Genomic DNA, 6000 nt, shown 5'->3' with positions numbered 1-6000 from the left:
TGGCAGGCTATCAGGCAAAGTTAAAGGCGCGGGGCATGACACAAAGTATGTCGCGCAAAGGAAACTGCCTGGATAATGCAGTGATGGAGAACTTCTTCGGTACGCTGAAATCGGAGTGTTTTTATCTGAGCAGGTGGGACAGTGTCAACGAACTGAGAAAGGCGATAGAGGAATACATCTGTTACTACAACAACAAGCGGATAAGCCTGAAATTAAAAGGCCTGAGTCCGGTAGAGTACCGAACCCAGGCCCTGAAAGCCGCTTAACATGAACTGTCCAACTTTATGGGGTCAGTCCAGCTTGCGGGCTTTTTTGTCGCTTAAAACCGCCTCCAGGTGAAGGCGGCTGGTGAGCATTATTCAAACTGATAAGCGATGGACAAACCGACGCCGTAATTACGTCCCGGAGCGGGTTCGTAGTAACGACCATTCGATTCATTGACGATCACCGAGCCCACATATTCACGGTCAAACAGGTTATCGATGCGACCAAACACATCCATCATCCAGTTGCCGTAGCTAAATTTGTAGCCGGTGTTAATACCTGTAACGGTGTAGGAGGGCGCTTTCGCGCTGTTTTCATCGTCGGCCATAATATCGCTCATATAGCGCACATCGGCACCCGCATACCAGCCCTGATCCGGGATCCAGCCCAGCGATGCATAACCCATATTGCGCGCAATGCCCGGAATACGGTTGCCGTTACAGTCGCTGTCGGTACAGACTTCGCTACGGTACGTGGCATCCAGATAAGTCCATGACATTTTGGCACGCCAGTTTCCGGCAAATTGCTGATCGAGCGACAACTCCGCGCCCTGACGACGGGTTTTCCCGGCGTTTTTGTAGGTGGTGCGTCCGCCGCTGCTGGTGTCGGTCACGATCTCATTATCGGTATCGGTGCGGAACAGCGCTGCGGTCAGCAGGCCGTTGCCAATGCGCGTTTTACTGCCGATTTCCACGGTTTCATTGGTGGAGGGCTTCAGCGCGAAATTCAGCCCGCTCTGATTACCGGAACGGTAGGAGAGTTCATTAATGGTCGGCGTTTCAAAGCCGCGTCCGGCCGCTGCATAAACATTCCATGCATCGGTCAGCGCGTATTTCAGCGACGCCGCTGGCAGCCATTTGTGATAGCTGGCCTCGCCGCTGTCATCCCCATTACCGGCGGTGACATAGTGATCGTTGGAATCAAACCAGACAGAGCTGTAGCGCACGCCCGCATCGAGAGAGAGTTTATCCGTCAGTTGCCAGGCGGTCTGTATGTACGGATCGAGGTTCCACATCAGGTTGCGTTCGTTACGGCGCAGATTGCCTTTTTCGCCGTAGACCGGCGTCGAGCCATCCATCACATAGTTTTCGTAACCTTTGCGATCCTCGCTCATATTTTCATAGTTCAGCCCGCCGGTGAAGGTTACCGGCACGCCCAGCTCGCCACGGTGCGTCCAGCGCGTATCGATGCCCTGATAATGGCGCGACAAATCGATCACACCGCCTGAATGAGCCGGGTTACGTTGTGCGGCCATTGGCGTATCGCCGCGTGGAATGGACTGATACTGCGTCGTTTCACGTTCCCCGGCGTACATCATCACGCTTAAATCATCCTGGCTGCTCATCTGGCGCTCATAGCGCAGCCCGGCCTGCGTTTGTTTGATGGTTTTGCGGGTGTTGTACTGGTCAGCACGCGGCGACTGGCGCGGATTATCCTGCCACTCCTCTTTGGTCAGGCCGCCCGCATCGTTGGCTTTGATATCAACGCTGTTAAAGATCAGGCTCAGCTTACTGACATCATCAATCCGCACGCCCAGTTTGGCGTTGGCGAGATTTTTGCGCGCGCCGCTGTGATCGCGGTAGCCGCCGGTAACGAAGCGGGTACTGGAAACGGTGTAATCCACGTCGCCCGCATGGGTGCCGTCGCCCATCGCGCCGGTTGCTTTCAGGCCGTAACGCCAGCTTGCGTCGCTACCGTAATAGCTGCTGGCTTCAATGGTTGTCGGCTGACGTCCGGTTTGCGTGGTGACATTCATCACGCCGCCAGAAGCGTTGCCGTACAGCGCCGAGAAGGGGCCGCGCAGCACATCAATGCTCTCCACGCTGTTGAGGTCGATATTCGACGTTTGCCCCTGGCCGTCCGGCATCGTCGCAGGAATCCCATCCACATACAGGCGAATACCGCGCACGCCATAAGTGGAACGCGAACCAAATCCACGGATGGAAAGTTGCAGATCCTGGGCATAGTTTTGCCGGTTTTGTACCTGCAAGCCGGGCACGCTGTTCAGTGACTCCGATAAATTGACACGCGGTGCCGCCTGGCGGATATCATCGCCCTGTACAACGCTGACGGCGGCAGGGCTATCAAGTTCAGAAACTGTCTGTGGCGCGGCGCTGACGATCATCGTTTGTTCATTGTCAGCAGCGGAAGCAGACGGAGAGAGGACAGCCGGGAGTAATAACGCCGGCAGGGTGGCCTTCGTGGCAGAAAGAATAGTCATAACGGAACCGAGTGAGAAAAACGAACCAAATGGAACATGCGCCAATATGTTAAAGGTTATGTAAATATTTTGAAAACATTAAACGCACATTAAGTTAAGAATGAGTGTAGTTCCTGCCTGCCATGTGCGCTTCGGCGTCAGTTAGTGTTCCATCTTATTGTCATTAATGATCACTGTTCTCACCGCGAGGAAGAAGCCATGCAACCGGATGAGGTTATCCGTATTGCGCTGTCATAAAAAAAGGGAAGGCCAGCGCCTTCCCTTCATTTTTACTGCCGCCCGTTTAGCGCGAGGCGTTCTCAGTCGGCGCCACCGGCGCAGTGCTGTGAATTTCCTGTACGCGTTTACGTACGCCAAACCAGCCTGCAACCAGCAGCACGGCAATCAGCGGGATCGAACCGATGGTGTAAGTGCCGTTCGGATAGTCAAACGCCATCAGCACCAGTACGCTCAGCAGGAACAGCAGCGTCAGCCAGGACGTGACCGGCGCGCCAGGCATTTTGAAACTCACATCCGCCACTTTGCCTTCTTTGATCGCCTTACGCAGACGCATCTGGCAAATCACGATAAAGCCCCAGGAGGCGATAATGCCAAGGGAGGCCACGTTCAGCACGATTTCAAACACCTGCGACGGCACCAGATAGTTGAGGAACACACCGACGACATAGACGCAAATGGTGACCAGAATACCGGCATAAGGCACATGATGACGGCTCATTTTCGCCATAAACTTCGGCGCGGAACCGCCCATCGACATCGAACGCAGAATACGGCCGGTGCTGTAGAGGCCAGAGTTCAGGCTGGAAAGTGCAGCGGTCAGCACCACCATGTTCATGATGTCGCCAATGTAAGGCACGCCCAGTTTGGAGAAGAAGGTCACAAACGGGCTTTGACCTGCCTGATAGGCATTCCACGGCAGCAGCAGCACCAGCAGAACCACCGAGCCGACGTAGAACAAACCGATACGCCAGATAACGCTGTTGATCGCTTTTGGCACCATGGTCTGCGGATCTTTACACTCACCGGCGGCAGTACCGACCAGTTCAATAGAGGCAAACGCAAAGACCACGCCCTGAACCAGCACCAGCGCGGGCAGCAAGCCGTGCGGGAAGAAACCGCCGTTGTCGGTGATTAAGTGGAAGCCGGTTGTGCCGCCGTCCAGCGGTTTACCGCTGCCGAGGAAGATAGTCCCGACAATCAGGAACACCACAATCGCCAGCACTTTGATTAACGCAAACCAGAACTCCATTTCGGCGAACCATTTTACGCCAATCATGTTCATGGTGCCGACGATCGCCAGCGCGGCCAGCGCAAAGACCCATTGCGGCACATCGCCAAACGCGCCCCAGTAGTGCATATAGAGCGCCACGGCGGTGATATCGACAATACCGGTCATCGCCCAGTTAATGAAGTACATCCAGCCGGCGACAAACGCGGCTTTTTCGCCCAGAAACTCACGGGCATAGGAAACAAAGCTGCCGCTGGAAGGGCGATGCAGTACCAGTTCGCCCAGCGCGCGGAGAATAAAGAAAGAGAAGAGACCACAAACCAGATAGACGATGGCCAGCGATGGCCCCGCCATCTGTAATCGTGCGCCTGCGCCCAAAAATAAACCTGTCCCGATCGCGCCGCCAATAGCGATCATTTGTACCTGGCGATTACCCATCGCCCGGTTATAGCCCTCTTCATGAGAGTTAAGCCAGCGTCGTTTTGCCGCGTGATGCTCCGTGGCGCTGTTGTTGTCTGTTTTCATTTCGTTACCTGTTGTCCTGTCTGAACCTTGCGGAATTCCTCAACCTGCGCGAGCAAAAGCCAAACGATTGCTCCGCGGTAAATGTTTGCCTTTCCAGTGATTCTACGTATGGATAAGAGAAACATGGCGCAGCATCCTACCTGCAATCGGCTAACGACGCAAAACATACCCGCCGCCATCACCGGGACTATTAGCAGAAATTGTGAGGTGAAAGGAGACAAGCAGCGTAAATGATTCAGCTAACTGATAAAAGCAACAGAAAAAACCAGCCATAAACCGGTAAATACCGGACAATTGTGCAAGGTTATAGCCTGATCCCATAAGCAGTCATAATGACTGCCGCGCCGACTTTGCTATTTTTTTGCTTATTTAATGTAAAAAAAGCTGCTCCGCCGGGAGTACAGGGTGACGGAGCAGCGCGGCGTTAGCGGGACGCCAGAATCAGACTCAGGCCGCCGTTGGCGTTAGCGTAATACGCTCCAGCGAACCGACAATAAACAGATACGAGAACAGACCAATCAGCCCCATTGAGCCGACATACAGAATGGCGTAATCAAAGGAGTGGGTATTGGCGAGGATCACGCCAATCACCAGCGGTGTGACAATACTCGCCAGATTACCGCACATGTTGAACACACCGCCCGCGATACCGAGCACCTCTTTCGGCGACGTATCACTCAACACGCACCAGCCCAGGTTGCCAAACCCTTTAGAGAAGAACGCCACGCTCATTGCCGCGACCACCACTACTTCTGAGTCGGTATAGTTGGCCAGCACAATCACGCAGGAGAGCAGCATGCCGCAGATCACCGGGAATTTGCGCGCCGTCGTCAGGCTGTAACCGCGCGTCAGCAGCCAGTCGGAGACAACGCCGCCCAGCAGTCCGCCAATAAACCCGGCGATCGCCGGAATACTGGCGATAAAACCGACCTTCAGAATCGACATTCCTTTGGCCTGGTAAAGATAGGTCGGAAACCAGGTCAGGAAAAACCAGGTAATCGAGGTGACGCAAAACTGCCCGATATACACACCGATCATCATGCGATTAATACAGACGCTTTTGATCTGCGCCAGGCTGATTTTTGCCGGGCCTTTTTTACTGCCGAGCGAGGGTTCACCGCCACCGTCGCGAATATAATCAATTTCCTGCTGGTTAATGCCTTTATGCGCTAACGGATCGCGAACGTTCACCAACCAGAATATGCCAAGTACGACACCGATCGCGCCAATATAATAAAAGACATAATGCCAGCTAAGATTGTGCAGAATAATGGTCATCAGCGGCGTAATAATGCCCAGCGAAATATATTGCGCCGCCTGATATACGGCAGTAACAAATCCGCGTTCTTTATTCGGAAACCACTGCACGCTTAAGCGGCTGTTGGCCGGAAAGGCGGGCGCTTCAATCGCGCCCATCAGCAGACGCAGCACCACCAGCACAATGAGCGGGCTGGCGTAGAGGTAAATGGTGCCCTGAAACATGGTGACCACCGACCAGCCAATCAGCGCGCAGCCATAGACCAGCCGTGAACCATATTTATCCAGCAACCAGCCACCGGGAATTTGCAGGATCACATAAGAAATACCAAATACCGAAAAGGCGAGGCCAAGTGCTTCCGGATCAAAACCTAATTCTTTGCTCATGATGGGCGCGACGACCGAAAGGGTCGCGTGGTCAGCATAATTAAATACGGTGGCAAGAAATAAGAAAACAAGAATGCTGTAACGCACATTGGTGCGTTTAATTATTGTATTCATCGCA

At 53.8% G+C, this 6000-nt stretch carries 4 protein-coding genes; 1 reads left to right on the top strand and 3 read right to left on the bottom strand.

Features of this window, described 5'->3' with window-relative positions; translation table 11 throughout:
* Positions 1-266 (top strand): IS3 family transposase (locus C0557_RS12065; RefSeq protein ID WP_208657189.1); only part of this gene is annotated, 266 nt, incomplete at its 5' end.
* An 89-nt stretch (positions 267-355) separates the two neighbouring features.
* Here the strand turns inward: C0557_RS12065 and pqqU are convergent.
* The 3 genes from pqqU to C0557_RS12050 form a co-directional block, all read right to left on the bottom strand.
* Complete coding sequence (pqqU, locus tag C0557_RS12060; RefSeq protein WP_208658613.1) at positions 356-2485, bottom strand: TonB-dependent receptor PqqU; 2130 nt, start codon at positions 2483-2485, stop codon at positions 356-358.
* A 283-nt stretch (positions 2486-2768) separates the two neighbouring features.
* Positions 2769-4238: an L-asparagine permease gene (gene ansP / locus C0557_RS12055; protein ID WP_208658612.1), complete on the bottom strand. Its 1470-nt coding sequence runs from the start codon at positions 4236-4238 to the stop codon at positions 2769-2771.
* A 447-nt stretch (positions 4239-4685) separates the two neighbouring features.
* Positions 4686-5996 (bottom strand): MFS transporter, encoded by a 1311-nt coding sequence (locus C0557_RS12050; RefSeq protein ID WP_208658611.1) that lies wholly within the window; start codon positions 5994-5996, stop codon positions 4686-4688.
* Between the last annotated feature and the right edge of the window lie 4 nt (positions 5997-6000).

The sequence above is a fragment of the Kosakonia sp. MUSA4 genome, assembly GCF_013085925.1.
Taxonomy (GTDB): domain Bacteria; phylum Pseudomonadota; class Gammaproteobacteria; order Enterobacterales; family Enterobacteriaceae; genus Kosakonia; species Kosakonia sacchari_B.
This window is presented reverse-complemented; position numbering and strand designations above follow the sequence as displayed.